This window comes from Lacipirellulaceae bacterium (assembly GCA_040218535.1).
Lineage (GTDB): Bacteria > Planctomycetota > Planctomycetia > Pirellulales > Lacipirellulaceae > Adhaeretor.
In genome coordinates this window covers 1,228,001-1,254,652 of record JAVJRG010000005.1, presented here as the reverse complement: position 1 = coordinate 1,254,652, position 26,652 = coordinate 1,228,001, and the positions used below count along the sequence as shown (strand labels likewise).

Sequence of the window (26,652 nt, the reverse complement as noted above, 5' to 3'; positions counted from 1 at the left end):
GGATTAGTTCGTAACGATGAACTTCGCTAAAAGCGTCGGTAGCTTGCGATCCAACTCTCCTCGGCTCACAACCAGGTCGCACCCTGCGTCGTTAGCGGCGGCGAGTTTCGCCTCGTGGACATGCGGTCCGTAGGCGAGTGATTGGCAACCTTCTGGCAAGGATGTCAGCAGATCCTCAAGATTAAGGACCGGCAACGTCAGGTCGATCATCACCAGGGCTGAACCTTCTTCATTGGCAGAAGTAATCGCTGCTTGGGCGTCACTCGTGACGAAGAGTTTCGCTCCGCACGTGCGAACCGCTCCCTCAATCTTTGAGGTAAACATCAGGTCGCTGCTGAGGAGGACGACGTGCATTTGCTACTTTCCGTTACCATCGGCTCTGTTGATGCTAGCGCGGTGCGAGCACCGCGGCGAAACTAATTTAGACTGCTCCGGATCCACGCTGACCGTCGCTGATTTGGATGGTTTCTTCTACCGGCAAGACAAACACCTTTCCGTCGCCGATTGCGCCTTCGCCGCTGGAGCGTGCGACTTTTTCCAGGCATTCAATCGTCCGATCAACGTAATCGTCGTTCACGGCAATCTCTAAAGCGACCTTGCGAAGCAGATTCGTCTTGTACTCACTGCCACGGTAAAGCTCATCCTGCCCTCGCTGGCGGGCGTAACCCATGGCGTCAGTGACGGTCATGCGAAGGATCCCCACTTGGCGTAGAGCCTGCTGAACCGCCTCGAGCTTTGGGGGTTGGAGGATCGCGACAATTAGTTTCATGCTGACCGCCTAAGGTTTCATACCACAACTTAGACAGCATAGAATGAAGCGCTCCGGTCGCAAAGGGTTCGCGTTGGGGTGAGGCGCGGTCCATACGTGGGCGAATACAGAAAGCAGTCATGATTCAAGTTCCCGAATTCAGCCTGGAGGAAATACTCGACCACTGGCTGGCTCGCACCCCAGATCGTGTGATCAAGCCGTTAGAGAACCACGGCGGTTTGAGCGGCTCGCGACTATGGAAAGTCGAAACGTCTAATCAAGCCTATTGCCTTCGCCAATGGCCGAACCATCCGACGGCGGAACGTTTCGCTGAGATCCACGGTTTACTCGATCACCTCCAAGACCAACGATGCGAAATCACACCGACCGTCCTCCGCACGTTTAAGCGAGGTTCTTCTCTAGAGCCGACGACATACATCTACGCGAACGACGTTGCTTGGGAACTGCAGACCTGGACACCAGGCGAAGCAGTCGCACTGCATCGATTTAATACTGAAGAAAACCGTACTGTCCTCTCAACTCTTGCGCAGGTCCACGGCATAGCTGCAAGGCCGCCTCATGCGCCTTCGGCAAAACAGCGACGATCTGAGGGACTGCGTGTGCGGCTGGAAACGCTCGAAAGCCTCAAACGACCAGCCTTTCAAGAAACACTCCGTGAGTTGATCGCTGCCAGCGATTCACCTCAAACGCAACGCTTCAAGCATATGTACGGAGAGTTACTGAAGACACTACCGTTAGTCTATGAGGAAGTGCTACGAGCGACGGATCACGAGTTACCTTTGCAGTGGATTCTAGGTGATGTCCATCGTGAACACTTTTTATTTACAAATGGGCAAGTGACCGGGCTTGTTGACTTCGGTGCGGTGTGTGTCGATTCACGCGTGCGGGACATCGCTCGGCTACTCGACAGTATCGCCTTGGACGATCCCGAACGATGGGAGGTTGGGGTGCAAGCCTATCAACAGGTCTCCCCGCTCACGCCAGACGAATTAGCAGTGCTTGCAGCCTTTGATTCAGGGGGAGTCGCTGTCGCGGCCTACCGCTGGCTTCATTGGCTGGTTGTCGAGGGACGTCAACTTGCCCCTGAGGCTGTCGCTGCACGGCTAGAACATCTGGCTGGCCGCCTCGAAGCTTTGAACCGGCGGGGGCGTGCCAGCGTGTTACCACCCTCCTAGCTGGAGGGGAAGGTGGGCTGTTTCACAGTCTGGAGACGCCCTAGGACCGAAGAATACCCTGTTGGCTGCGGGTAGCGACGTTGACCCGCAATTTCGATTCTTCGTACAATCTGTTGTAGTAACCAAGGACGGCTACCCTCGCTCTGCCTCGCTGAACCGGATTTCTCCATGCCCGCCACGTTCTCTCTGTCACAACGACTATTCAAGCTGCTGGTAATTCTGCTGCTTAGCATGCCATCAGGTCAGTCGTCTGCGCAGCCCGACTCCCCTGATTTTGGCGACTTTGGTGGGGCATTCGGATCGGGCAGCTTCGGTGGAGGGAATACCAGTCAAGAAGTCACGATCGAAGCTCAGTTTTCTCTGGCGACAGAGTCCCGACCGGCGATGCTTTTCGTCACTGCAAGCATTGACCCTGGCTACCACGTTTACGCTTTGGATCAGGGGGCCTTGCCCGACGGCGGAGGTGGACCTCAGCCTACGATTATATCCGTTTCGGAGTCTTCCCAGTTTCGAGTTACATCTCCCTTCAAACCTATCGAACCGCCCTCGGAGCGTATTGATCAAGTGATCTGGGAAGGCCTGAAGATCCGTGAGCATGGCAAGCAAGTCACTTGGTACGCACCGGTTGAGTTCGCCACTGGGGTTGATCCTGCACAGCAACAGATCAGCGGTGAAGTAAGTTTGCAAGCTTGCAACGAAGAAACTTGCATCCCATTCGACTTGAAATTTGAGGCTGCCGTAGGCGATGGATTCGAAATTCCCGTCCAATCCGGCGCCAATGAATCCGCATCGGAAGCCAATGAAGACGCCATCCCTTTGTTCGAGATCCTCGGCTACGGTCTCCTTGGGGGCCTCATCTTGAACTTGATGCCTTGCGTTCTTCCAGTGATCGGTTTGAAGGTCATGTCATTCGCTAAGCAGGGCGGTGAAAGTCGATCGCATATCTTAATGCTCAACTTGGCTTACGCAGCAGGCTTGCTCGCGGTCTTTATGGTTCTCGCTGGCCTCGCTTCGTTAGTGCAACTCGGACTCAGTGAAGAAAGCTACGGCTGGGGAGAACTTTACACGCTGACTTGGTTCAAGGTCACCATGACCTGCTTTGTTTTTGCTATGGCGCTGAGCTTCTTGGGCGTATGGGAGTTACCTATTCCTGGATTTGCAACGACCGGCAAGGCGACCGAATTGACTTCGCAAGAGGGAATGAGTGGCGCGTTCTTTATGGGCGTCTTCACAACAATACTTGCGACTCCATGCAGTGGCCCGTTCTTGGGCCCGGTGTTTGGTTATACCATTGCCCAGCCGACGTCGATTATCTTCGCCATCTTCGCTTCCGTCGGACTTGGGATGGCACTGCCGTATTTGCTGATTGGCCTGTTTCCCTCGCTTGTTAGCTGGATTCCAAAGCCTGGCGCTTGGATGGATACTTTTAAGAACCTCATGGGATTTGTGCTGTTGGGGACAGTCGTCTATCTGTTCTCGACCATGAACCTCAAGTTCTTTCTGCCGACGCTTTCCTTATGTATAGGAATATGGTTCGCATGTTGGTGGATCGGCCGCACGCCTGCGACGGCATCTGAGAAGCAAAAAAACTTCGCCTACTTTGGCGGCCTTGGCACCGCTGCACTGGTCGGGATTCTCGCGTTCAAATTGCTCACGCCAAGCGCTAATCAGTTGCCCTGGCAGCCGTACTCTCCTGAGGCGCTCGCAGCCGCACGAGCCGAAGGAAAAACCGTGCTTGTCGATTTCACGGCGAATTGGTGCCCGACTTGCAAAACGAACCTCAAGTTTGCGATCAATCGCGAAGAGGTTCTTGAGAAAGTCGAGCAGAACGACGTCGTCACGTTACTGGCCGACTGGACCGACAAGAACGCCACGATCAAGGCAGCTCTGGAAGAACTCGACAGCATAAGTATTCCATTGATGGCGATCTACCCAGCAGGTGAGCAAGAACCGATTGTCCTGCCCGACTTGCTGACAAAGCAGAAGGTCTTGGATGCGCTCGATCAAGCGGGGCCTTCGCTTGATGCTGAGGGTACTCAGCAGATGTCTCGACGGTATCCTGTGACGCGGTAGCGTTAGCTGCACCGATATTGTACTAGCCCGCGAGCTACGTCTCTCACGGTGCGACGCCTAGCACTTCTCCGCGCGGGGCGTAGCTCGCGGGCTAATAGGGTTTTATGCAAACGCAATGCTACTGGGCCCAGCGAACTTCACCGGCGCCGGCGACCACTTTGCCGATGTTCCAACTCGCTAGGCCATGTCCTGCCAGTTGCTTCTGCACACTCTCCGCGTAGTACTCGCTGACGATTAGCACTAAGCCAAGCCCCATGTTGAAGACGCGGGCCATTTCTTGGTCTTCGACTTCGCCAAGGCTTTGCAGCCAAGGGAAGATCGGAGGCACGTCCCAACTATTGCGCTCGATTTCGACATCGACTCCGTCAGGCAGAATCCGCGCGAGGTTCTCGTGCAAGCCGCCACCGGTGATGTGAGCCACACCATGCACCACGTTCTTCACGCGGTAATGTTCGAGAACGTCGCGAAGTGATTTCACGTAGAGTTGCGTGGGCGTGAGCAAGGCGTCGCCCACGGTGGTACCCAATGTTTCGACTTGATCGTCGATCGAGAGGCCCGCGTGCTCAAAGACAATCTTTCTCACCAAGCTAAATCCGTTGGAGTGCAATCCGCTCGACTGCACCCCGATGGCGACATCTCCTGAAGCAATGGACTTGCCGTCGATCAACCGTGAGCGTTCGACGATTCCTACGCAGAAACCGGCTAAGTCGTAATCACCTTCGCGGTAAAGATCGGGCATGATGGCCGTTTCGCCACCGACGAGCGCCGCGTCGCTTTCGGCACAGCCTTGGCTGATGCCGCTGACAATTTGCTCCAGGCGGGCCGGGTCGTCCCGGTCCATCGCAATGTAGTCGAGGAAGAATAGAGGCTCAGCACCGCAGCAGAGAGCGTCGTTCACGCACATAGCAACCAAATCGATGCCGACGGTATCGTGCCGATTAGCCAACTTCGCCACAGCCAGCTTCGTGCCTACGCCATCAGTGCACGAGACGAGCACCGGATCTTCGTAGTTCCTGCGAAACAAGCCCCCATTGAAGTCCAACTGAAACAGGCCAGCAAAGCCCCCTTCGCAAGGCAAGACTCTCGGACAATGGGTCCGGCGCAGTAGCTTGGGGAGCCGAGACATCGACTCCTCGTAGGTGTCGAGATCGACCCCCGAATCCTTATAGGTGAGTTTAGCCATCTACCTGCCGTTGGGGTCGCGAACATGAAGAAACGATGATTGTAAGACTCGCTGGAATTGAGTGTCAACGCACTCTCCCACTCGTAACTAGCAGGCGGCTTTCCGCCCCTGAGCCAGAATCCCCCTTCCCTGACCAGACGGTTGTATCGATGCTAGGGGTCGTCAAGGCAGATCATCGAGGTTGGCGGGGCGATTGTTCCAATTGGCGAAACTTGCAACGATAGTCTTGCCGATGCGGCTGAAACGCTGGTGTATCATGTTCTAGCGCCGATGATTCCACAAAACGGGACTACATGGGCTATGCCGTGAGGCGAAGCCCTGCAGGCGACTCAAAACGCAACTCAGGTTCGAACTTCATCGTGACGAATGACAGTAGGCATACGTCCCCTACCCGCGATCCGCTGTTCGCGGTGCCTCCCCAGTCTCAATTCGGATCGAGAATACGCCTGTGCTGTCCCAATGGTTCCCTGTTTCGTTCAAGTCGTCCCTAGATTCCTCCAGCTCGTTTGACCCGATCGCCATTGCTCAATCCGGTTCGCCCGCAGCACTTCCCTCTCCCGACGCCAAAACTTCCTACGATACGCAAGCCCTCGACATGGCCTCAAAGCAGCCTTTTATGCAGTTCCAGTACCCGTTGCCTTATGGCGCGATTCTGCAGGAGGGCGGAGTTCAATTTGCAGTCTACAGTCGCAGCGCCACGGCGATGAGCGTGCTGTTGTACAAGCGGCACTCGGATCGTGAGCCGTTCAAAACGATCAAGTTCGATCCGGTCACTGATCGTTGGGGCGACATTTGGAGTGTTTTCGTTCCCGGATTGAAAGCTGGCCAGCTCTACCACTACCAAGCCGACGGGCCTTATCTGCCGGAGAAGGGACACCGTTTCAATCCCCAGGCACGGCTGATTGACCCCTACGCCCGGGCACTGGCCGGAAAGTATCAGCCATCGGACGACGGCATCGTTCGCCCTCCTAAGTGTGTAGTCGTCGACGACACGTTCGACTGGCAGGGCGACCGACACCTGCGGCGACCGCTTTCGGAATCGATCATCTATGAGATGCACGTCAAAGGGTTCACGAAAAGTGGCTCTGCGGACGTGAAGCATCCGGGCACCTATCTTGGCGTGATTGAAAAGATTCCGTACCTCCAATCGTTGGGGGTTACTGCCGTTGAATTGATGCCGGTCCACGAGTTTCCCATCAACGCCGCCAATGGCGAAAAGCCGGAGCGGGGAAATTACTGGGGTTACGACTCGCTGGCGTTTTTCTCGCCGCATCGCGGCTACCAGCACGGAACAAAAGCGGGCGACCAAGTTCGCCAGTTCAAGGAGATGGTGCGTGCGTTGCACGCCGCCGGCATCGAGGTGATTCTCGACGTCGTGTTTAATCACACGGCTGAAGGCAACCACATGGGACCCACTGTGAGCTTCAAGGGCCTCGAAAATCAGGTCTATTACATGCTCACCGAAGATGGCCATTACAAGAATTATTCAGGCTGCGGCAACACGGTTAACGGCAACCACCCAATTTGCCGCGAGATGATTTTCCACTGTCTGCGACACTGGGTTTACAACTATCACATTGACGGGTTCCGGTTCGACCTAGCGTCGATCCTCAGCCGCAACAGGCACGGCGAGCTGGTCCCCAATCCACCGCTTGTCGAATTGATCGCCGAAGACCCAATGCTCGCCGACACGAAAGTGATCGCTGAAGCGTGGGACGCTGCCGGTGCGTACCAAGTCGGCTCCTTCGCTGACATGCGTTGGGCGGAGTGGAATGGCCGTTACCGAGACGACATCCGCCGCTATTGGCGAGGCGAGTCAGGACGTGTTGGCCCCACGGCGACGCGCATCTCCGGTTCCAGCGACCTTTACCAAAGAGGTCGCCTGCGTCCGTACCACAGCATCAACTTCGTGACCTCGCACGATGGTTACACGCTGAACGACTTGGTCAGCTACGAGCAGAAACACAACCAAGCCAATGGCGAAGATAACCGCGATGGCGACAACAATAACTACAGCGCCAACTACGGCGTCGAAGGCCCGACTCGCCGCAAGGTGATCGTCGAGCTGCGTCGCCGGCAGGCGAAGAACATGATGGCGACCCTGCTGTTGAGTCAGGGCACGCCCATGATGGTCAGCGGCGACGAGATTCTCCGCACGCAACGTGGCAACAACAATGCCTACTGTCAGGACAACGCGATCAGCTGGTTTGACTGGAAGCTGGTCGAGAAGAACGCGGAAATGCTGCGGTTCACCCAGGCACTCACCGAGTTCCGCGTCAATCAGCCAACCGTTCGCCGGCAAACTTTCCTGACCGGCAAAGCAACGGAGAATGGCCTACTGCCGGACGTGACGTGGTACGGTGCCGATGGAAATCTTGTGGATTGGGAAACCCAATCACGGAGTTTCATTTGCGTGTTTGGCACCGATGGCTTGGAAGACCCTGACGCCCGGAACGTCATGCTGCTCATGCATTCGGGGCAAGACTCGCAACGGTTCATTATTCCCAAGCACCTACGAAAGCTCCCTTGGCAGCAGTTCCTCGACACCGCCGCGGCGGCCCCCGACGATGTGCATCCTGGTTGCGATGGACCGGCACTACCGGCCTCTGGGCAGTTGAAGCTGATTCACCATACGCTGATGTGCTATGTGGCGTAATTAGTGGGCAGTGGGCAGTGGGCAGTGGGCAGTGGGCAGTGGGCTGTGTATCACGTTTCGCCGCTGAGCTTACTCCGCTCTGGCCGTAGTGATTGCGCTGAATAGTCGCTAGAATGAGGGTTTGGAAAGCAAAACGACCCCTTCAACCCCATACATCTATGCGATGGCCACGAACCAATCTCCCATCTCGATCATTGGCATCGGTGACGACGGTCTTGCCGCGGCGAGTGACTCGGTTAAGAAGCTCGTTCACGAGGCGGAAACGCTTTTCGGCAATGAACGTGTCCTCTCGTTAGTTGGCGAAGGCTCCAACCAACGCATTACGATGAGCGCCGATATCGAGGAGACGGCTGAGCAAATCGAGTCTGCTGGAAACGGCCCGATTGCCGTGCTCGTCTCCGGTGACCCGTTGTTTTACGGACTGGCTCGCTTTCTCTGCGACCGGCTTGGACGAGATCGGTGCGAGATCATCCCCCACGTCAGCAGCATGCAGCTTGCTTTTGCGCGGGTGAAAGAAAGCTGGGATGAAGCATATCTCACGAATTTGGCCAACCACGAGTTGGAGTCGATTGTTGATCGAATTGGAGCGGCTGAGAAGGTCGGCCTCTTCACAACGCCCGAGTGTGGCCCCGCGGCGATTGCTGAGGCGCTACTCGCCCACAGAATCGATTACTTTACGGTTTACGTTTGCGAGAATCTGGGCGCGAAAAACGAGTGCGTCACCCGCGGCTCTCTGAAAGAAATTGCCGGCCAGGAATTTGGCCCGTTGAACGTGATGATCCTGGTTCGCGACGCGGAGACGCCTGATCGTCCCCGCGTTTCCGCAGTTCGAAGCCTCTTTGGCAATCCCGACGATATGTTCGTCCAGTCGAAGCCGAAGCACGGCCTGCTAACGACTTCCGAAGTCCGCGCTATAGCCCTGGCAAAGATGAGCCTCGGATCGAGAAGCATCGTCTGGGACGTGGGCGCCGGTTGTGGTTCCGTGAGTGTCGAAGCGGCCCAACTTGCCGTGGGTGGACATGTTTACGCTATTGAGCAAGATGCAGAGGATGCCGACCTGATCCGCGAGAACGCGAAACGGTTCGAGGTGACCAATGTCACCCCAGTGGTCGGTCGGGCCCCCGATTGCTGGGCCGATTTGCCCGACCCCACAGCCGTTTTTCTGGAGGGGAGCGGGCGTGAAATCGCCAAGCTTTCGGAACTCGCCTTCGAGCGATTGCTGAAGCATGGCCATCTGGTAGCGAACGTCGTGAGCGTTGATGGCCTCCTGGAAATGAGAGCTGCTCTCGCAGAGAAAGCCTCCAGCTACGACGTGCTAATGGTGAATGTGGCTCGCGCCGGGGAGCAGTTAGAGCGACTACGATTTGATTCGCTCAGGCCCGCGTTTCTGATTGCGGCCCAGAAGTGAGGGAACTCTACCCCACCTGGAACTTCTCGCGAAAGTTCTTGATCTGGCTCGGTTCGCCCATCGCAATGAGGCAATCGCCAGCGGAGAACTCGTAGTCGGCTGAGGGGTTGAAGACTTCTTCGCCGTCGGGGCGACGTACAGAGACGATCAGCAAACGTTGCTGGAGATCGGAGCCAGCGTCTCGGATCGTCTTGCCCGGCAGCAGACTTCCCTCGGGAATGAATATCTCCGCCATGATCGCTTCAAGGCTGTTGTTCATGTCGCCAACGCGGTGCATCAGCTCAGCGGCGTGAGGGCGGACGATCATGTCGGCCATACGATGAGCACCGATTACTGCTGGCAAGACAACATCGTTGGCTCCTGCTTGGCGGAGCTTCCGCTCAGTGCCAACTTGCTCGCCGCGGGCGATGATGCGCAGGTTGGCGTTCATGTTCCTTGCCGTCAAGGTTAGGAACACATTGTCAGCATCGCTCTGGATGGCGATCACCACGGTCTTCGCCCGTTCAATTCCCGCCTGGCGGAGAGTGTCCTCATCGGTAGCGTCGCCTTCCAAAACGACGTACTCACTGCTCATTGCATCGGCGATGGCATCTTCTTTCGCTTCGATAATCACGAAGGGAATTCCCTGATGATTTAGTCTCTCCGCTAGGTTTTGGCCGGTTCTGCCGTAACCGCAGATAATCACATGGTTTTCTAACTTATCAACTTGACGAATCATCCGACGAGCTCCCATTGCGCGTTCGAGTTGTCCTTCGATCACTGCTTGTAGCAAGACACCTAGCGTGTACGCCACGGATAGCATGCCAACAAGAATCACTCCCATTGTCAGCAGTTGCAACGCCGGCGTGACATTCGGTTCCAATTGCTGCGAATAGCCAACCGCGGCGACGGTGATGACCGTCCAGTAGATGCTCTCCAGCAGCGGGCTTCCTGTGACGAGATGATGTCCCAGCACCGAGCCGACGAACACCACGGCAATCATTAGGCAGCCGCGGCGGATGCGTTTGAAGGCGTGGGTCATTCTTAGGGGCTAGCATCTAGGGGCGAGGGGCCAGGCTGAATTTCAGCCGCCGAGCGTTTGCCCCCGGTTTCGCACTCTATCACATAAGAACCGGACGCTAACGCGTGGCGGCTGACATCATGTATGGTAATCTGCGTTCAGCCTAACGTATTCTGCCGTCAAATCAGAAGTCCAAAAACGGGCGGAGGCATGGCCCTCGTCGAGCAGCAGCACTAAGTGCGTATCGCGGCTTTCGCTCATCGACTTGCTGACGGCTGCCGCATCGAAGGAAACCGGCACGCCGCGTTCGTAGAGAAGCGAACTGTTCAGGTGCAGGCTTACTTTCTTGGGATCGAAATCCACGCCGGCGTAGCCGGCTGCGGAGACGATTCGGCCCCAGTTAGGATCGGCTCCGGTGACTGCCGTCTTCACGAGCGGACTATCGGCGATGGTTCGAGCAATTTTCACGGCGTCTTCGCGATTCGCTGCCCCGTGGACTTCGACCGTAATCAAGTGCGACGCCCCTTCGCCATCGGCGGGAATTGATTGGGCGAGATCTTCGCAAACTTCCACCAACGTGGCTTGGAACATCGCGAGGCTCTTACCTTCGAGCACCGGCCCACCGGCAGCTCCATTTGCGAGAAGCAGCACCGTGTCGCTGGTGCTCATGTGCCCTTCAACGCTGATGCAATTGAATGACTCGTTGACCGCATCCTTGAGGCCTGCGTTGGCGTCCTCAACGGAAAGCTTGGCGTCGGTCATAATCACCGCCAACATGGTTGCCATGTTCGGGCCGATCATCGCGGCACCTTTCGCCATGCCAGTGACCTGGATCGTGGTGCCGTCGATCTCGAAACTACGGCTGCGAATCTTGTGCGTCGTATCAGTGGTCATCATGCCACGGGCGGCATTGATGAGAGACTGTTCGTCGGTGGCAAGCTGCTGCGAAGCGGCTTCGATGCCCGCAGAAATCTTTTCCATGGGGAGCATTTCGCCGATGAGGCCGGTGGACATGACGAGGACGTCTTTCGCCTCTGATGCGGCTAAGCCGCAAGCGGCGGCGGTTTTTTCGGCCATTGTCACCGCGTCTCGGTAGCCTTGCTCACCCGTGCAGGCATTGGCGACGCCAGAGTTGATGACTACGCCTCGAATGGATTCGCTTGGGGTGCGTTCCCGGTTGAGCTGAACGGGGGCGCCAAAGACAACGTTCTTGGTGTAGACTCCAACCCCAACCGCAGGATCTTCGGAAACGATCAGCGAAAGATCTTTCTTATTAGGGTTTCGTTTCACACCGGTGTAGACGCCGGCGGCTCGAAAACCTTGTGGAAGTTGGTCGGGCATTGCTGATTCAATCTCTTCTCTGGGCTTGTAGCGTTCGTGTCCCACGCAGAGTCGCGGAGAACGCAGAGTGTTCCAATTCAATCCTCAACGAAGTTGTTCACGATGCGATGAGTTCCGGTTTTGAGTAAGGTCTCGCCAAAGTTGATTAACAGCCCAACTTGAAGATTCATAATCTTCAAATGAGTTAGCACTTGTTTCTTATGTACGGGAAGGATTGACTCAATCGACTTCGTTTCAACCACAACGGCAGCATTGACAATGATATCTGCACGAAATCCCAACTCCACTCTTACCCCATCCCACTCTACGGGAATCGGTACTTCCTCCTCAACTTGAAAACCTTGCTTCCGAAGCTCGTGAGCAAGTATTTTTCGATAGACGGTTTCAAGCAATCCCGGACCTAGCCGACGGTGAATCTCGATAGATGTGTCAAGGACAGCACCAGTTATCTGATTGATCTCCAAAACTCCGCGTTCTCCGCGCCTCTGCGTGGGACAAGTACCTACAAACCCGTCGTTTCTTCGAATCCGTACATCAAATTGAAATTCTGCACCGCGGCACCTGACGCACCTTTGATCAAGTTATCGATCGCTCCCACAACCAGCACTTTCCCCCTGACTCGTCTCGCGGTGATATCGCAATAGTTGGTGCCTGCGACACCCTTCGTACCGGGGATACCGTCAAGTACGCGGACAAACGGCTCGTTGGCGTAGTGATCCTTGAGAATTGCCAGCAAGTCTTGAGTTTGTGGGGCGCTCTCACCCGGAGACGCATAGGCGGTGATCAATTCGCCACGGTCCATCGGAATCAAGTGGGGAGTAAACACTACGTCCGTTACGGCGTCTGCATAGCTGCTCAGGATTTGATCGATTTCCGGTGTGTGACGATGCGTGCCGACGCCGTAGGGTAGAACGCTTTCGTTGGCTTCAGGGAAGTGCAGGTGAGGCTTCGCAGACCGCCCTGCCCCGCTGACTCCGCTCTTCGCGTCGATGATGATTCCTTCGGCTTTAATAGCTCCCGCTTTCAAAAGCGGAGCAATGGCAAGGATGGCAGCCGTCGGGTAGCAGCCCGGATTGGCAACGAGTTTAGCGTCGCGGATCGAGTCGCGAAACAACTCGGGGAGACCGTACGGAACATGCCCAAGACGCTCGGCATCGGGATGCGTCACTCCGTACCATCGGCTGTAAACTTCGGCGTCATTCAGCCTATAGTCGGCACTAAAATCGACGACGCGACAGTCGGCAGCGAGCAACTCGCTTACTACGGCTGCACTCGCGGCGTGAGGCAAACAACAGAAAACGCAGTCCGCCCGCTCGGCAACTTCCGTCGGATTGAGATTCTCGAGGTGCAGGTCCAATCGTCCCCTGAGGGTTGGATGGACATCTCCCAAATGGGGTCGGTCTTCAGACCGCGTGGTGAGAGTGGTAACCTGAACTTCCGGATGCCGCAGCAAAAGCGCCAGCAGTTCCCTGGCGGCATACCCAGTAGCACCAAGGACGGCAACTCGAATCATCGCAAGAAAATCAGATTACGGAGGCGGGAGGAAGGAATTGCCGGGGTCTGCGTAGGAACACCGCGACGCAGCGACTACCCGACAATCCCATAGTATAGCCGACGCTGTGGCGGCTTGCCACAGCCTGTCAGGAGCATGGGACACGATCCGACAAGGCAGGTTCGGCCTAGTTCTACAGATGGAGACTGACGTCCGCCTTGCAAAAATGCTAGACCTCACGATAGACTACGCCGAGATGGAGTGATCAATATTCGATCAGCCATTCCCGCCTAAATGAGAGAAGGAGCCTCCCTGATGTCAAGAAACAGCGCGCAAGACGCATCTGAAGCCCACAAGCTGGGAATCACCGACGAAGAAATCTCCCGCCGTGCCTACGAAATCTGGGAAGAACGGGGGCGTCCCGAGACGAACGGCCAGGACGACTGGCAAGCGGCGGTCGATCAGCTAATCATCGAAGCCAAGCATACGCAGCCGCGTGGCCCCTTGCTGAGGTTTTTCCAGAGGATCCGCGGTCGGGCTGCAAGCTACTAGATCAATTCATCACCGGCTCGATGAGGCGGGATTGAATCACCTCGAGGATTTCTCGCGCCACGTTTTCCTTCGGACCACTGGCCTTCTGAATAACCGTTCCTTGGGCGTCGAGAACTTCGACGCTGTTATCGATGGCATGCATGGCCTCGACACCGTTGGAGACCATGAGATCACATCGCTTGCGTTCGAGTTTCGCCAGTGCTCTCAGCCGGTGATCCTCAGTTTCTAAAGCGAAACCGACGACCCAGCGATGACCCTTCTCGGCGGCAAGCGTTGCAACAACGTCCTCGGTCTCAATCAATTTAAGTAACAGAGGCTCCCCGGTCTTGGCAATCTTCGCAGGTTCGACTTGCCTGGGGCGATAGTCGCACGGCGCTGCGGCGCCGATCAGGCCATCGCACTTGTCGAAGGCGTCACGGGCGATGACTAGCATCTCTTCGGTGGAAGTGACCGGAACGACTCGGGCACCTTTGGGGTACTTCACCTCGACTGGTCCGCTGACGACGACCACTTCGTGACCTAGCTCCATGCAAGCCTGAGCGAGCGCTGCGCCCATTCGACCGCTCGAGGCATTCGTAAGGTAGCGAACCGGATCGATATACTGCCGCGTCGGGCCAGAAGTGATGAGAATCTTTGCCATCGCCGCCTCCGTCTAGCTCACTTTTCGGACAGCAAACGATGCACTTCCGCGGCGATTTCTGCTGGCTCCGCCATGCGTCCTGGACCACGCTCGCGACAGCTAAGCCAACCCTCGTTAGGACCAATGGTATGGAACCCATCGGCGATCACTTGCGCGACATTTCTTTGAACGCTGGGGTTGGTCCACATCTCGTTGTTCATTGCAGGCGCGACCAGTATGGGGCCTTTGAAGCAGAGAGTTAGCGTACTTAAGAGGTCGCTGGCTAAGCCGCAAGCGGCTTGGGCTAGGTAGTTGGCGGTTGCTGGGGCGACGCATAGCAACTCCGCACGGCGGGCCAGCTCGATGTGCGCACCCAGTGGGTAGGCTGAAGGGTCGAAAGAATCGCTCGCCACGGTCCGTCCGGTCAAGGCAGCAAACGTCGCCTCACCAACGAACTGCTTCGCGGACTCGGTCATCACGACCGTTACTGCGTTGTCGGCCTGGACCAGCTGACTGACGAGACTCGCTGATTTGTAGGCTGCGATTCCTCCCGAAACGCCGACAATGATTTCGCGTTTCATAGGGAGTCACTCCTTCAAAATGATCAAGCGGCTAAGCGACAAGTCGAAGAAGACTAGAGTGCCGAGAGATCCAACTCAGGAGGACCGCCCGATTCAGGTCCGTCGGCTACGACTTTCACCTCGTTTGAGGTGTCAAGGAAAATCTTGTCTTGCAGGATTTCCTGCACGACGATTTCCATCTTGTCGTCTGACTGCAGATCAACCAACGGTCGCGCACCGGCATTAATCGCGGCGAGTCGTTTCTGAATCAGAGTGGACAGCTTAAAACGCCCGCCTACTTTGTTGACGATTTCTTCTTCTTTTAATGCATCAATCATTCGATTATTCTTCCTTCTTGAATCCCTGACTCTTCAGGATGCCGCAGATTTCTGAGACCGTCTCTTCGACGGAGATATTGATTACGTTGTATTGATAGTTGCCCGCCATCGCCAATTCGTGGCGGGCGACCGCCAGCCGACGCTGGATTGCTTCTTCGGTCTCCGTACCGCGAGTCCGCAGACGGCGTTCGAGTTCTTCAAGGCTTTCTGGACCGATGAAGATCGAAATTGCGGCAGGAAAGTCCTGCAGCACGTCTTTTGCCCCATCGACGTCAATCTCTAGGATAACCCATTTCCCGGCTGACAGACTAGACCTCACCTCGCTCCACAGGGTTCCATACCAGTGCCCGCGACCGAAAACCTCGATACATTCGAGGAACTCACCGGCCTCGCGACGCTGAGCAAAGTCCGCATCGCTGAGGAAGTGGTAGTCAACACCGTCGGTTTCACCTGGTCTTGGTGGCCGCGTGGTGGCAGAGACGCTTAGCTTCAGACCATCGCCACTCTCTTCCAAAATCCGCTTCACCACGGTCGACTTTCCAACGCCCGAGGGCCCAGAGAGGACGATCAGTTTTCCGTGGCGTGTTGAAGACATGTTCAAGTTTACTTCTCAGCCCGCGAGCTACGCCTCGCACGGTGTGCTACGGCTAAGCTGCAAGCAGCCGGGCGAGGCGTGGCTCGTCTGCTAGTCGTACTCCGTACGATGCTATTCTACGTTCTGTATTTGCTCGCGAATGCGTTCCAAGGCCGTCTTGATTTCAACAACCTGTGCGGAAATCTCCGCGTCGTTCGCTTTCGATCCGATCGTGTTCGTTTCGCGGCCCATCTCCTGACAAATAAACTCGAGTTTGCGACCAGAACTTTCGGTCAGCTGCATCGTCTTTTCAAACTGCTGGAGGTGGCTTCGCAGGCGGACAACTTCCTCGGAAATATCGGAGCGTTCGGCAAAAAGGCAAACCTCACGCATCAGGTCTGCCGGTTCGAGCGTCACTTGCAAATCGGAAAGAGCTCCGGAAACCCGTTCATGGAGGCGCTGACGATAGTGCTCAACAACCACTTCGGTCCGTTTCTCAATGATGTCGAGCGCCTTAGCAACGGCGTCACATTGCGATTTCAAATCGGCAGCAAGTGCAGCCCCCTCCTCAGCGCGCATCTTGGTCAGGTTTTCCAACGCTTCGCTAATCACGCACTGCACCAGGGGCCAAGCCTGGTCGGGGTCCGTGGTATCGGTAGCGGCTAATTGAACGACTCCCGGCAACGATGCCAGCGGCTCAACCCGTAGCTCTTCGTTCAAATCCCGCTTGGCGGCAACGGCTTGAAGTTGGTCGAGGTATTGATTCAGAACCTGCTCGTTGATGCGAAAATCTTCGTCGGTGCCCAGTTCACGAATCTTCAAGTTGGCGTGAACCGTACCGCGGCGAATCGACTCGCGTAGCAAAGACTCGATGCGGGCGTCGAGTGATCCGTAACCGTCGGTAGAACGGAGACTAAGCTTGAAATGACGGCTGTTGATCGTGCGCAGCTCGAAGACTGCAGAACAGTTGGCTTGCTCAGCGCGAGCTTCGCCAAACCCGGTCATACTCAAAAGCGTCACTGCGAACCCTGCTTAACGAACTCTGGATGGGGAGGAAAAGTCACTCGGCTGACTCATCGGTGCTTTCAGAGTCGCTCGCCTTCTCAGAGTCTCCTTCGCTAGACGCCTGCTCGCCGGAGTCTCCTGGTTCGGCGTCCCCTTCACCCTCAGAAGCTTCCGCCCCTTCTTCAGCATCACCGCCCTCAGCAGCCCCATCTTCGGCCGAAGCGGCTGCTTTGCCGCCGCCGAAGTCGTCGCCGATCATGCTTTCGGTATCGCCGCCCCACTTCGCAGCAGCGATGCAGACAACGATCCAAACGGCAGCCGCACCGATGGTGATCCGGGTGAAAACATCACCCGCTTTGGCACCGAAAGCGCTCGATCCACCAACGCCGCCGAGAGCGCCGGCCAAGCCGCCTCCGCGCCCTCGCTGCACGAGGACCAGAAGAATGATGAATATGGCGATCACAGATAGCAGAAAACCGTAAACGGGTTTCATGCTAAGAGCCAGCAATGCGGTGGCGAGTGTCAGATCCACGGGGAGTGCTCCGTCGCTTCGTATGGGTTTTGAATCGTGTTTGTACTTACTAGTTTCTAGCCCGCGAGCACTGTGTTATCGAAATTGGCTCGCGAGGATGAACTCACACTCAGCTAACCGCGCGAGACGTGGCTCGCGGGCTAGGGAATATTATTAGGCGTTTACTGTTGCGACACCTGCTGCTGCAATGGCCAGGAAGTCGTCTGCTTTGAGGCTCGCTCCACCGATCAAGGCTCCATCGATATTCTCTTGGCCGAGCAAGTCACTCGCATTGTCGGGCTTCACGCTGCCGCCGTAGAGGATCCGGACCTTGTCGGCAGCCTCTTGATTGTAGCGTTCAGCAAGCAGTCCGCGAAGATCAGCATGAACTTCTTCGGCTTGCTCGGGAGTAGCGACTTTGCCGGTGCCGATGGCCCAGACTGGCTCGTAGGCGATGACTGTCTTCTCGATTCGGCCTGCACTCAATCCGGCAAGCGAGCCCTCGAACTGCGATTTGATGACCTCAGCCGTCTTGCCTGCTTCACGCTCTTCAAGCAGCTCACCGACGCAAACCACGGGGATGAGCCCGGCTTCGAGAGCGGCGAGCGTCTTCTTGTTCACGTCCGCGTCCGATTCGCCCATCACGTGACGGCGTTCGCTGTGGCCTAGGATAACGTAGGTGCAACCAACATCCTTGAGCATGTCAGCGGAAGTCTCGCCCGTGAACGCACCGCTGGGTTCGTGGTACATGTTTTGGGCGCCGAGAGCGACATTAGCCGAGCCGATCGCTTCCTTCACGCTCGATAGGTAAACCAACGGAGGACAGACGAGCAAATCAACGTCGGCCGCTTCGCCGGCGCGTGCAGCAACGGCAGAGGCCAGTTCGGTCCCGCTTGCTCGGTCCGTGTTCATTTTCCAATTGCCGGCAATGAGTGGGCGTCGCATTTTCTCTCTCCTTGATTTCTTGTCTCTCGCGAACGCGCTAAGGCGCGAAGCGAGTTAGTTGAATACGATTATTCTTTGCGTCTCCGCGTCTCTGCGCGAGACTTATACGGCAGCAGCGGCAGGTTCGGAAATCTCCTTGCCCATCACCTCAGCCACTTTCTTGATCTGCTGCATGACCTCTGCGTACTGATCCGGCAGCAAGGCCTGGGGCCCGTCGGACATGGCGTCTTCGGGTTTGTTATGGACTTCGATATGCACGCCGTCCGCCCCGGCAGCAACTCCTGCTAAAGCACACGACGGAATCAACTCAGGGCGACCGGTCGCATGGCTTGGATCAACGATGATCGGCAGGTGCGAAAGCTCCTGAACCTGCGGCACGGCGGCCACGTCGAACAGGTTGCGTGTCGCCGGATCGAAGCCTTTGATGCCGCGTTCGCAGAGGACGACATTCGAGTTGCCTTGGGCCATCACGTACTCGGCACTCATTAGCAAGTCTTTGATCGTGGCACTCATGCCTCGCTTCAGCAGGACGGGCTTATTCGTCTTGCCAACCTCGGTGAGCAACACAAAGTTTTGCATGTTGCGTGCGCCGAGTTGAATCATGTCCGTGTACTGGGCAACCAAGTCGACCAAGCGCGGATCGACGACTTCGGTCACGATCGGCAAACCGTAGCGGTCGCCGGTGTCGCGGAGGATCTTCAACCCCTCTTCGGCAAGTCCTTGGAATGAGTAAGGACTTGTCCGAGGCTTGAACGCGCCGCCACGCAGGATGTTCGCCCCAGAATCGCGAATCGACTTGGCGATTTCGTCCATCCGCTCGGCGGACTCGACGGCACAGGGCCCCGCGATCATCGCCAAGTGTCCGCCGCCGATCTTCGTAGCTCCCACTTCGATGATCGAGCTCTTGGGATGCGCTTCACGACTCGCCAACTTGTAAGCCGGCATCACAGGGACGACTTGAGCCACACCGGGGATCGCTTCCAAGGCCGTGGGCTGCAGTTTCGACTCGTCGCCGATCATGCCGATGACGGTGCGGTAACTGCCGCGGCTGACGTTGGTATCGAAGCCTAGCTCTTTGGCTTTCTTGACGACGTGATTGATCTGCTCGTCCGTCGCGGATTCTTTCAAAATGATAATCATGGAACTATCGAATCGCGTTTCGGTGATTCGCTTAATCCTTCGAGGGCAAGTTATTTGTTATTCAGTTTTCGACTCTCAAACCAAGCGACAACTACCGTGAGTGCTATGCCGACGGCCAGACCGCCCCAAGCGCCGTTGATGAGCCCGAGGCTCACCGCAACTTCGCGAAGATTCACGCCTTCTGGTAAGGTTGGCACCAAGGCGGGAATCAACGAAGGCGAAAGGCTTCCGACTAGGTAGCCGATCAGACCACCTGCAACGACTCCCGCGAAGAAGCAACTAATCACCGTCGCCAATCCAAGCTTGATCGTCATGGTTGAGCCCCCTATATAGTCAGCTCTGATCACCTCGCTCGAATCAACTAGTTTAATCAACCGAGCCGGCTTGTGCATAGGAGCCCAGTACCGTCAGGCGAAGCGACTTCTTCTCCAGCGAAGCTAGCGCACGGCGGGGGCGGAGTTCGCTGGGGTGGCCTTGGAACTCGAGAAAAAACAGATATCGCCCGTGGGCCCCGGGGATCGGAAACGACTCGATCCACGTGAGATTCAGACGCTGCTTTTTGAAGATGGCCATCGCGTCGGCGAGAGCTCCCGGCTCGTGCGGGGCCTCGAAAACCAGGGCCGTTTTGTCGTTGCCAGTCTTCTCCCCCGCCTGTTCGCCAATCACCGCGAAGCGAGTGACATTATCCGTCTGATCCTGGATATTTCGGGCAAGAATCTTGATTTCGTGCACGGCTGCCGCCTCAGCACTGGCCACCGCTGCGATGGTTCGGTCCGTAGCGGCCATCTTCGCCGCTTCTGCCGTACTCGCGACTGGTGTGATTTCCGCCTCTGGCAGGTGCTTCGCCAGCCAATTCCGGCACTGGGTAAGGGCCTGCGGCTTGCTGCAAACCTTTCGGATCTCGCTCCGCTCGCCGACTCCCAGCAGGCAATGCCGGATGGGCAAAGGCACCTCACCGCAGATTTTCGCCTTGCTATTTGAGAGACAATCGAGCGCGTCGGTAACGCGTCCGTGAGTCGAGTTCTCCAGCGGGACCATGCCAAACTCAGCCGATCCGCGCTCCACCGACTCAAACACGGCTGCGATGGAGCTAACCGGGACGAACTCGACGCTCTGGCCGAAGTGTTCAATCGCCGCCAAGTGACTGAACGTGAACTCCGGTCCGAGGAACGCGACCCGTGTTTTTTGCTCCGCTGCCCGCAGTCCGCTGTAGAGTTCGCGGAAGATGGCCCGAACGGCTTCATCGCCCAGCGGGCCCTCGTTTTCTTCCAAGAGCGACTGGATCGCCTCGTGCGCATCGGCCAACGTCGAATCCTCATTGGGCTTGGTCGCACGTCGATCAAGTGCCTTCTGCACGCGCTCGTTCATCGCCGCAAGCAACTCGCGATCAAGCTTCGCCAGTTGCTTGGGGGTCGAAGTGCGTGGCTTGGGAGATTTCTTGGCCATTTGCTCAGTATGTTCGCTATCGAGAGGTCACCAAGGGCTCAGGCGTGCAAAGCCCGAGAAACTCTAGCACTCGAGCCCTCAAAATCGGCCAGATACTTACTAAGCTGTCAATTTGGCGGGTTTGGCGGCTAAGCGACAAGTCGCCGATTCGCGATTCGCTGCCAATCTGACAGCGACATGCCAGTCCAGGGTTCAACTCTGGCAATCCAAAATCCACATAAAGCAATACCCAATAATGACTTGTGTCACATCCGATACTCCAAGCAAGACTCGGCACGGCCTTTGCTTTCTTCTGTCGGAGTGAAATATACGTCTGCGGCTGGATCCCCCATGTCGCAGCTCAACCATATCGAAACGAAAACACCGAATTTCCCCATCCGAGGAGAGAAACATGGCCGCTGGAGAGAAGATCATTGGCATCGACCTGGGAACCACCAACAGTGTGGTTGCCGTCATGGAAGGCAAGGAGGCGAAGGTCATCCCCAACCCCGAGGGGAACCGCCTTACGCCGAGCGTCGTTGCGTTCACTGATAAAGACGAAGTGCTCGTCGGCGAGCCGGCTCGTCGTCAGGCCGTCACCAACCCTGCCCGCACGGTCTATTCCGTGAAGCGGTTTATGGGGCGTCGCCACAATGAAGTCGCCTCGGAAGAAAAGATGGTCCCCTACAAAGTCGTCGGCGGGCCCGAGGATTACGTGAAGGTTGGAGTGGATGATAAAGAATTCACGCCGCCAGAGGTTTCCGCGAAGACTCTTCGTAAGTTGAAAGAATCTGCCGAAGCCTATCTTGGCCACACCGTCAACAAGGCTGTGATCACCGTTCCAGCTTACTTTAACGACGCGCAACGTCAGGCCACCAAAGACGCTGGTCAGATCGCCGGTTTGGAAGTTGCTCGTATCATCAACGAGCCAACCGCCGCATCGCTTGCCTATGGTCTCGATAAGAAAGCGCAAGAGCAAATCTGCGTGTTCGACCTCGGTGGTGGTACGTTCGACGTGTCGATTCTCGAAGTGGCCGATGGCGTGTTCCGCGTGATCAGCACCAACGGTGATACGCACCTAGGTGGTGACGACTTCGACGAAGCGCTCATCAACCACGTAGCGGATGAATTCCAGAAAGAGCAAGGCATCGACCTTCGCTCTGACCAAATGGCGTTGCAACGTCTTCAGGAAGCGTGCGAAAAAGCGAAGAAAGAGCTGAGCTCTGCCCAATCGACCGACCTGAACTTGCCGTTCATCACCGCCGACGCCAGCGGGCCGAAGCATTTACAGATGAACATCACCCGTGCGGACTTCGAGAAGCTGGTCGACAGTCTGGTCGAGCGAACACGCGGCCCTGTGCTGCAAGCGCTCAAAGACGCGAAGATGGACCCCAAGGACATTGACGAAGTAGTCCTCGTCGGTGGTTCGACACGCATCCCTGCCGTGCAAGAGTTGGTGAAGGACATCTTCGGCAAAGACCCTCACAAGGGCGTCAACCCGGACGAAGTCGTCGCCATCGGTGCGGCCATCCAGGGTGGTGTGCTCTCAGGCGACGTGCAAGACATCTTGCTGCTGGACGTCACTCCGCTTTCCTTGGGCATCGAAACCCTTGGCGGCGTGATGACCAAGCTCGTCGAGAAGAACACGACGATTCCCACCGAGCGGAAGCAGGTGTTCAGCACCGCCGACGACAACCAAACCGCCGTTACCGTGCGGGTGTTCCAAGGCGAACGCGAAATGTGCGCGGACAACCGGCTGCTTGGCCAGTTCAACCTGGAAGGCATTCCGCCCGCACCACGTGGAGTTCCTCAAATCGAAGTCAAATTCGACATCGACGCCAATGGCATCCTTAACGTTAGCGCGAAGGACCTCGGCACCGGGACGGAGCAAACCGTCAAGATCGAGCAATCCTCGGGCCTCAGCGAAGACGAGATCAAGGCCATGCAAGAGGACGCCGCCGCCCACGCGGAAGAGGACAAGAAGAAGCGTGAGCTGGTCGAAGCCCGCAATCAGGGTGAAAGCCTCGCCTATCAGGTGGAAAAAACCATCAAGGATCAAGGCGACAAGCTGAGCGACGGCGACAAGAAGCCGATCGAAGACGCGATCACCAAAGTGCGCGAAGCGATCAAGGGCGAGGACGCCGCCGCAATCACTTCCGCCACCGAAGCGCTGCAAACCGCCAGCCACGCGATGAGCGAAGCGATGTACAAGAACGCCCAAGCCGAAGGCAGCGAAGGCGACGCTCCTTCACCTGACGAAACGGCCAGTGCGGATTCGTCGGACGACGACGCGATTGATGCGGAGTTTGAGGTGAAGAGTTAAGTAAAGCTATCGGCTGTTAGCTCTCAGCCGTCAGCTATTTTTTATTACAGCCCGAGCCAGGTGGCGAGTCTAGCGAAAGCGTGACTCACCACCTCCTCGGGATTTTTTTCGCAGTCAACCAATGTTTGGAGCAAGCAAATAGAGGACACCCATGGCATTCCGATTCGACAAACTGACTCAAAAGGCCCAAGAGGCGGTTCAGCGTGCGCAGGAGCGGGCGGCTGATGCGGGGAATCCGCAGATGGAGCCAATTCATTTGCTCGCTGGGTTGCTGGATGAGCAGGAAGGCGTTGTGCGCCCTTTGCTTGATGCCGTGGGCGTGCCGCAGGGGCAGTTGCGCTCGATTGTGGAATCGGAGCTGGGCCACTTGCCCAAGGCCAGCGGCGGTTCACCGCCCGGGCTATCCGGCGACTTGAACAAGGTACTCGAAGCGGCTCAAAAGACAGCCGAGACGATGCAGGATGAGTACGTTTCGACCGAGCACATGTTGCTTGCGCTGACAACCACGAAGTCGAAAACACAAGAGACGCTCAAGCTCAACGCCGTCACTGAAGCGGACTTGCTCGCCGCCATGCAGAAGGTGCGTGGCTCGGCTCGAGTGACTGACCAGAACCCCGAGGACAAATTCCAAGCCCTCGAAAAGTACGGCATCGATCTCGTGGCCCGCGCGGAGCAAGGCAAGCTTGACCCCGTGATTGGCCGCGACAACGAAATCCGCCGCGTCGTGCAGGTACTTTCGCGCCGTCGGAAGAATAACCCCGTACTGATCGGCGACCCTGGCGTTGGGAAGACGGCGATTGCCGAAGGGCTCGCCTTGCGAATCGTTCATAGCGACGTACCGCAGAGCCTCAAAAACAAACGGGTGATCGCACTCGACATGGGTGCGCTCATCGCCGGGGCAAAGTACCGTGGCGAGTTTGAGGATCGCTTGAAAGCCGTGCTGCGCGAGGTTGAGGATTCGCAGGGCCAAGTCATTCTGTTTATTGACGAGCTTCACACGGTCGTCGGTGCTGGCGCTGCCGAGGGCGGCAACGACGCGGCGAATTTGCTAAAGCCGGCACTCGCCCGTGGTGAGTTGCGCTGTATCGGGGCGACGACGCTCGACGAGTATCGCAAGTACATCGAGAAGGATGCGGCGTTGGAGCGGCGGTTCCAACCCGTGTTCATCGGCGAGCCTTCGGTTGAAGATACCATCGCCATTCTGCGTGGCTTGAAACCTCGCTACGAAGCGCACCATAAAGGCGTGAAGATCAAGGACAGCGCGCTCGTTGCCGCGGCGGAGCTCTCGAATCGCTACATTGCCGATCGGTTCCTACCTGACAAGGCCATCGACTTGATGGACGAAGCGACCAGCCGATTGGCGATGGAGTTGGAGAGCGTTCCCGAGGAGATCGACCAGGTCCAACGGCGGCTGATGCAGTTGGAACTAGCCGCACGACAACTCTCGGACGAAACCGAAGAGCACGCTCAGCAGCGGCTCTCCGACATCGAAGAAGAAATGTCCGGCCTCAAAAGAGAACTCGCCGACCTGCGTGAACAGTGGGAGAGCGAAAAACTCGGCATGGGCGACGTGCATCAGGTGCGCGAGCAATTGCAAGAAGTCGAGCATCAGTACGAACAACTGGCCGCGACGCTCAAGGAGAAGCAGTCCGTGGGTGAGTTGATTGGCGAGGACCTTTATCAGTCGCTGTACGATCTCGATTCGCGCCGCAAGCAATTGCAGAAACAGCTTGATGAGCAAGAAGAACGTCAGGCTGAAGACGCCACAGCATCTGATGACAAGAAGCGTCTGCTTCGCCAAGAAGTGGGCCCCGATGAAATCGCTGAGGTCGTCAGTGCGTGGACCGGCGTGCCTGTTTCTCGCATGGTTGAGACGGAGCGGGCGAAGTTGCTCGTTCTCGAAGAGCGTTTGCACCAACGTGTCGTTGGCCAGAACGAAGCGGTTGAAGCCGTGGCAAACGCGGTGCGCCGTAGCCGGAGTGGCCTGCAAGACCCGAATCGCCCCATCGGCTCATTCCTCTTCTGCGGACCCACAGGTGTTGGGAAGACCGAGCTTTGTAAAGCTCTCGCGGAGACTCTGTTCGACGACGAGAACGCCATGGTGCGCATCGACATGAGCGAATTCATGGAGAAGCACACCGTCAGCCGCTTGATCGGTGCCCCTCCCGGGTACGTCGGCTACGAAGAAGGGGGCAAGCTCACCGAGGCGGTCCGCCGTCGTCCGTTCAGCGTCGTGCTACTTGATGAAATCGAAAAAGCCCACCGCGATGTGTTTAACATCTTGCTGCAAGTGCTCGACGATGGTCGCCTGACCGACAATCACGGCCACACGGTTGATTTCACGAACACAATTATCGTGATGACCTCGAACGTCGGCAGCCAACTCATTCAAGAGATCGCCAGCGAGGGTGGCGATCAGGAGCAATTGCGCGAAGCACTGCACGATTCGCTCCGCACGCGATTCCTGCCCGAGTTCCTCAACCGCATCGACGAGACGATCGTATTCGAACCGCTCCAACGCGACCAGGTCGCCAAGATTGTCGACCTGCAACTCAATAACTTGGAGAAGCTCCTAGCCGCTCGCGGCTTAGCCCTGGAAGTCACTGAGAAAGCTCGCAACCAAATCGCCGCTGATGGTTATGATCCTGCCTACGGTGCGAGACCGGTCAAGCGAGTCATTCAGCAAGCGATCCAGAACCCGCTAGCCACGGAACTCCTTCGGGGAGAATTCCCAGAAGGGGCGAAGGTAGTGGTCGATTATGATGGCGAGGAGTTCACCTTCGCGGCGGCTCAACATGCGGCTAGCGTCTAACCGTAAGGGCATTTAACGGCAGGACGTCTAGCGGGCCGCTTCGGCCAGTTCCCACTTTTCGATCAGCTCTTCCGCTCCAGGGGTCATCTCGCGAAGCTTGCGGGCGATTTCGCCCTTCTCACTGGCAGTTGCCTTGGGAAGTCTGGCTTTGAGTTTCTGAATCGCTTCGCGACGTTTGCGACGACGGCGGAGTTCTCGTTGGCGTTCGCTACCTGGCATCGGGCCACCTTCTTAGGTATTGGTCTTGGGTATTCGTACAGTTGATTCGAGAACCGCGAGCTCCCAAGCATAATGTCCGCGGCACGGTCGAGTCACGCATTATTGCCCCTGATACCCTTCCCCGTCAACGCGGCGTTTCCTCAATACTTGAGCAGCCTTTCCGCAAGCGGGAATTGACACTTCGCTGGGGCAAACGTAGAGTCTTGCTAGACCAATGAAGACTCTTCGCAGTGATCACTGCGTCTTCTCCAACGGACGGATGGCGGAGTCTGGTTTAACGCACCGGTTTTGAAAACCGGCGTGCTCGCAAGAGTACCGGGGGTTCGAATCCCTCTCCGTCCGCTCTACAGGGGAACGACTTACGTCGATTGCCCTCTCTTGTTGGTTTTGCTTCTCGAAAGCCATCTGACACATTTCTGTCACACTAGGTCGATTGCAGGGCCTTCGTACTGCTGGTCTGAAACGAAGCAATGGAGAACGATGGAATTGTTCAACCCGTTCACCGTTCTCCCTACGTTACGGCCAGCCTCGA

The 26,652-nt window shown here is 56.8% G+C and carries 25 protein-coding genes and 1 tRNA gene; 8 read left to right on the top strand and 18 right to left on the bottom strand.

Going from position 1 to position 26,652, the window contains the following annotated elements; all coding sequences use genetic code 11:
* Positions 1-3: 3 nt before the first annotated feature.
* Positions 4-354, bottom strand: a complete 351-nt coding sequence (locus RIB44_05365; protein ID MEQ8616002.1) for a hypothetical protein — start codon at positions 352-354, stop codon at positions 4-6.
* A 67-nt stretch (positions 355-421) separates the two neighbouring features.
* Entirely contained in the window at positions 422-769 is a 348-nt protein-coding gene (locus RIB44_05360; protein MEQ8616001.1) for a P-II family nitrogen regulator, read from the bottom strand.
* A gap of 119 nt (positions 770-888) precedes the next feature.
* Between RIB44_05360 and RIB44_05355 the strand changes: the two genes are divergently transcribed.
* Both RIB44_05355 and RIB44_05350 read left to right on the top strand, forming a co-directional pair.
* Positions 889-1,944 carry a phosphotransferase gene (locus RIB44_05355; protein ID MEQ8616000.1) on the top strand — a complete coding sequence of 352 codons (1,056 nt, stop codon included), beginning with the start codon at positions 889-891 and terminating at the stop codon, positions 1,942-1,944.
* 168 nt (positions 1,945-2,112) lie between these two features.
* Positions 2,113-4,017: a thioredoxin family protein gene (locus RIB44_05350; GenBank protein ID MEQ8615999.1), complete on the top strand. Its 1,905-nt coding sequence runs from the start codon at positions 2,113-2,115 to the stop codon at positions 4,015-4,017.
* A 118-nt stretch (positions 4,018-4,135) separates the two neighbouring features.
* Here RIB44_05350 and purM read toward each other — a convergent pair whose 3' ends face one another.
* Positions 4,136-5,200, bottom strand: a complete 1,065-nt coding sequence (gene purM / locus RIB44_05345; GenBank protein ID MEQ8615998.1) for a phosphoribosylformylglycinamidine cyclo-ligase — start codon at positions 5,198-5,200, stop codon at positions 4,136-4,138.
* 595 nt (positions 5,201-5,795) lie between these two features.
* Between purM and glgX the strand changes: the two genes are divergently transcribed.
* Positions 5,796-7,856 carry a glycogen debranching protein GlgX gene (glgX, locus tag RIB44_05340; GenBank protein MEQ8615997.1) on the top strand — a complete coding sequence of 687 codons (2,061 nt, stop codon included), beginning with the start codon at positions 5,796-5,798 and terminating at the stop codon, positions 7,854-7,856.
* Between the two features lie 163 nt (positions 7,857-8,019).
* Positions 8,020-9,264, top strand: coding sequence for a precorrin-6y C5,15-methyltransferase (decarboxylating) subunit CbiE (gene cbiE / locus RIB44_05335; protein ID MEQ8615996.1), 1,245 nt, complete (start codon positions 8,020-8,022; stop codon positions 9,262-9,264).
* 7 nt (positions 9,265-9,271) lie between these two features.
* On the opposite strand, the gene RIB44_05330 is transcribed toward cbiE, so the two are convergent.
* The 4 genes from RIB44_05330 to argC all read right to left on the bottom strand — a co-directional run bounded on the left by RIB44_05330 (position 9,272) and on the right by argC (position 13,118).
* The gene (locus RIB44_05330; GenBank protein ID MEQ8615995.1) at positions 9,272-10,285 is read right to left on the bottom strand and encodes an NAD-binding protein; all 1,014 of its coding nucleotides are present in this window, start codon (positions 10,283-10,285) and stop codon (positions 9,272-9,274) included.
* A 117-nt stretch (positions 10,286-10,402) separates the two neighbouring features.
* Entirely contained in the window at positions 10,403-11,605 is a 1,203-nt protein-coding gene (gene argJ, locus RIB44_05325) for a bifunctional glutamate N-acetyltransferase/amino-acid acetyltransferase ArgJ (protein MEQ8615994.1), read from the bottom strand.
* Positions 11,606-11,682: 77 nt separating this feature from the next.
* The gene (locus tag RIB44_05320; GenBank protein ID MEQ8615993.1) at positions 11,683-12,069 is read right to left on the bottom strand and encodes a GxxExxY protein; all 387 of its coding nucleotides are present in this window, start codon (positions 12,067-12,069) and stop codon (positions 11,683-11,685) included.
* A 38-nt stretch (positions 12,070-12,107) separates the two neighbouring features.
* Entirely contained in the window at positions 12,108-13,118 is a 1,011-nt protein-coding gene (argC, locus tag RIB44_05315) for an N-acetyl-gamma-glutamyl-phosphate reductase (protein MEQ8615992.1), read from the bottom strand.
* Positions 13,119-13,412: 294 nt separating this feature from the next.
* Between argC and RIB44_05310 the strand changes: the two genes are divergently transcribed.
* Positions 13,413-13,649, top strand: coding sequence for a DUF2934 domain-containing protein (locus RIB44_05310; protein MEQ8615991.1), 237 nt, complete (start codon positions 13,413-13,415; stop codon positions 13,647-13,649).
* Position 13,650: 1 nt separating this feature from the next.
* Here RIB44_05310 and RIB44_05305 read toward each other — a convergent pair whose 3' ends face one another.
* The 10 genes from RIB44_05305 to pheA form a co-directional block, all read right to left on the bottom strand.
* Entirely contained in the window at positions 13,651-14,289 is a 639-nt protein-coding gene (locus RIB44_05305) for a phosphopantothenoylcysteine decarboxylase (protein MEQ8615990.1), read from the bottom strand.
* Between the two features lie 17 nt (positions 14,290-14,306).
* Positions 14,307-14,849, bottom strand: coding sequence for a flavoprotein (locus RIB44_05300; protein MEQ8615989.1), 543 nt, complete (start codon positions 14,847-14,849; stop codon positions 14,307-14,309).
* A 53-nt stretch (positions 14,850-14,902) separates the two neighbouring features.
* On the bottom strand, positions 14,903-15,166 hold the full coding sequence (locus RIB44_05295) for a DNA-directed RNA polymerase subunit omega (protein MEQ8615988.1): 264 nt from the start codon (positions 15,164-15,166) through the stop codon (positions 14,903-14,905).
* 4 nt (positions 15,167-15,170) lie between these two features.
* Positions 15,171-15,761: a guanylate kinase gene (gene gmk, locus RIB44_05290; GenBank protein MEQ8615987.1), complete on the bottom strand. Its 591-nt coding sequence runs from the start codon at positions 15,759-15,761 to the stop codon at positions 15,171-15,173.
* Positions 15,762-15,872: 111 nt separating this feature from the next.
* The gene (locus RIB44_05285) at positions 15,873-16,760 is read right to left on the bottom strand and encodes a YicC/YloC family endoribonuclease (protein MEQ8615986.1); all 888 of its coding nucleotides are present in this window, start codon (positions 16,758-16,760) and stop codon (positions 15,873-15,875) included.
* Positions 16,761-16,800: 40 nt separating this feature from the next.
* Positions 16,801-17,277: a preprotein translocase subunit SecG gene (secG, locus tag RIB44_05280; GenBank protein MEQ8615985.1), complete on the bottom strand. Its 477-nt coding sequence runs from the start codon at positions 17,275-17,277 to the stop codon at positions 16,801-16,803.
* A 153-nt stretch (positions 17,278-17,430) separates the two neighbouring features.
* Positions 17,431-18,201, bottom strand: coding sequence for a triose-phosphate isomerase (gene tpiA / locus RIB44_05275; GenBank protein ID MEQ8615984.1), 771 nt, complete (start codon positions 18,199-18,201; stop codon positions 17,431-17,433).
* Between the two features lie 102 nt (positions 18,202-18,303).
* On the bottom strand, positions 18,304-19,341 hold the full coding sequence (gene aroF, locus RIB44_05270) for a 3-deoxy-7-phosphoheptulonate synthase (GenBank protein MEQ8615983.1): 1,038 nt from the start codon (positions 19,339-19,341) through the stop codon (positions 18,304-18,306).
* 50 nt (positions 19,342-19,391) lie between these two features.
* On the bottom strand, positions 19,392-19,655 hold the full coding sequence (locus tag RIB44_05265) for a hypothetical protein (protein ID MEQ8615982.1): 264 nt from the start codon (positions 19,653-19,655) through the stop codon (positions 19,392-19,394).
* A gap of 52 nt (positions 19,656-19,707) precedes the next feature.
* Positions 19,708-20,787 carry a prephenate dehydratase gene (gene pheA, locus RIB44_05260; protein ID MEQ8615981.1) on the bottom strand — a complete coding sequence of 360 codons (1,080 nt, stop codon included), beginning with the start codon at positions 20,785-20,787 and terminating at the stop codon, positions 19,708-19,710.
* Positions 20,788-21,178: 391 nt separating this feature from the next.
* On the opposite strand from pheA, the gene dnaK reads away from it, so the two are divergent.
* On the top strand, positions 21,179-23,089 hold the full coding sequence (gene dnaK, locus RIB44_05255) for a molecular chaperone DnaK (protein ID MEQ8615980.1): 1,911 nt from the start codon (positions 21,179-21,181) through the stop codon (positions 23,087-23,089).
* A gap of 151 nt (positions 23,090-23,240) precedes the next feature.
* The gene (clpB, locus tag RIB44_05250) at positions 23,241-25,901 is read left to right on the top strand and encodes an ATP-dependent chaperone ClpB (protein MEQ8615979.1); all 2,661 of its coding nucleotides are present in this window, start codon (positions 23,241-23,243) and stop codon (positions 25,899-25,901) included.
* 27 nt (positions 25,902-25,928) lie between these two features.
* On the opposite strand, the gene RIB44_05245 is transcribed toward clpB, so the two are convergent.
* Positions 25,929-26,120 (bottom strand): hypothetical protein, encoded by a 192-nt coding sequence (locus RIB44_05245; protein ID MEQ8615978.1) that lies wholly within the window; start codon positions 26,118-26,120, stop codon positions 25,929-25,931.
* Positions 26,121-26,373: 253 nt separating this feature from the next.
* On the opposite strand from RIB44_05245, the gene RIB44_05240 reads away from it, so the two are divergent.
* Positions 26,374-26,462, top strand: a tRNA-Ser gene (locus tag RIB44_05240).
* Positions 26,463-26,652 lie beyond the last annotated feature (190 nt).